Here is a 1,299-nt window from a genome sequence, read left to right as displayed (position 1 = left end):
TGCATCTTGTTTACCTTGCCGTGCCGATTGATCAGTGAGCTATGGCAGTGCGGACATTCAGGGTTTTCAACCATCCGCTCCTCAAGCTCTGTTATCAACTGTGAGACGCTATCAGTGCCTTTCAGCAGCTTCTCAACATAACGGGTTTGACTATCTGTTAAGTGTTCTAACTCGGCTATAAGCTTTGTAAATTGTGCTGGGATCATGATCAACCCTCAATAACTGTATTCATATACAGTGTAGCAACAATTTAGCAGAACATAGCCAATTTCATCGATGCCATCAATCTTAAAATGTCGTCCCAATTATCCAATATAAGTTTTTTATTGATTTGGGACTTAGGGGCAAGTGGTGAATCAGAATACTTCTGTGTTGATTTGGAATGATAAGCATAAAGCGTTTGGTGATGAACGTTTTTAATGCGAGGGGCAAATGAAACATCCATGAGATAAAGACCGGCAAATACCGTCTCTGTATACCCATAGGTGTCTGTGCTGTGAATATGTTCCTCAATGTCGTCTTGCATCAGTGTGTGTTTAGAAGATACCAATCCTTCTAGAGGCTGTTGATCTTTGAACATTATTTGTTCAGCAGTACATTGGTAGCCACATCATCATGAATGCCAATGCGACTGTACTGCTATAGTTTCGAGCTAGCTTGTCGTATCTTGTTGATATTGCCCGGTACCTTTTTATCCTCAAAAACGCGTTTTCAACAAGATGCCTATATCGATACAGGCACCAGTCCATATCGTCATTACCTAATTTGTTATTTCGTTTGCGTGGAATATTGGCATCTGCTCCACTTTCTTCTACGTAAGCTCTAAAAGCTTCACTGTCATAGCCTTTATCAGCACAAACAATATCGGCTTGTGGGGAGTTTATTATCAGACTTTGTGCATGTACGATGTCGTTCACTTGACCACCGGATAGTTCAAAATAAACGGGCAGGCCACCGCTATCTACCGCAAGGTGAATTTTCGTTGAGTTACCACCTCGACTTTTTCCGATGGCCTCATCTTGTTTACCCGCTGCACCGCTACTATCCTGATGCGCTTTAACTATACTACCATCAAGAAACAACCATTCTGGGTCACCCTCGGAGGCTAAGCTTTCAAATAACTTTTGCAATATGCCTTTCTTCGACCATAAATTAAATCGTCGGTAGACCGTATTCCAGAGACCAAATTCAGATGGCAAATCCCGCCACTGAATGCCGGTACGCATTCGGTAAAGTATGCCCTCCAGGGTATTTCGGTGCTCATATTTGTTATAGACTCTGCCACTCTCCTTTAGCAGT

Annotated in this window: 2 protein-coding genes and 1 pseudogene; all 3 read right to left on the bottom strand. The window is 42.4% G+C overall.

What is annotated here, in order from left to right; all coding sequences use genetic code 11:
• Nucleotides 1–206, bottom strand: a pseudogene (locus C6Y40_RS02960) (IS1595 family transposase); the annotation flags it as partial.
• A gap of 44 nt (nt 207–250) precedes the next feature.
• On the bottom strand, nt 251–580 hold the full coding sequence (locus tag C6Y40_RS02955; protein ID WP_105933274.1) for a Tn3 family transposase: 330 nt from the start codon (nt 578–580) through the stop codon (nt 251–253).
• Between the two features lie 7 nt (nt 581–587).
• Nucleotides 588–1,298: an IS5 family transposase gene (locus C6Y40_RS02950; RefSeq protein WP_170308393.1), complete on the bottom strand. Its 711-nt coding sequence runs from the start codon at nt 1,296–1,298 to the stop codon at nt 588–590.
• Nucleotide 1,299 lies beyond the last annotated feature (1 nt).

The organism is Marisediminitalea alba (assembly GCF_002993365.1).
GTDB classification, from domain to species: domain Bacteria; phylum Pseudomonadota; class Gammaproteobacteria; order Enterobacterales; family Alteromonadaceae; genus Alteromonas; species Alteromonas alba.
This window is presented reverse-complemented; position numbering and strand designations above follow the sequence as displayed.

Excerpts from the sequence above, each read along its gene's own strand:
- C6Y40_RS02955 (WP_105933274.1), bottom strand. The coding sequence starts at position 580 with ATGTTCAAAGATCAACAGCCTCTAGAAGGATTGGTATCTTCTAAACAC.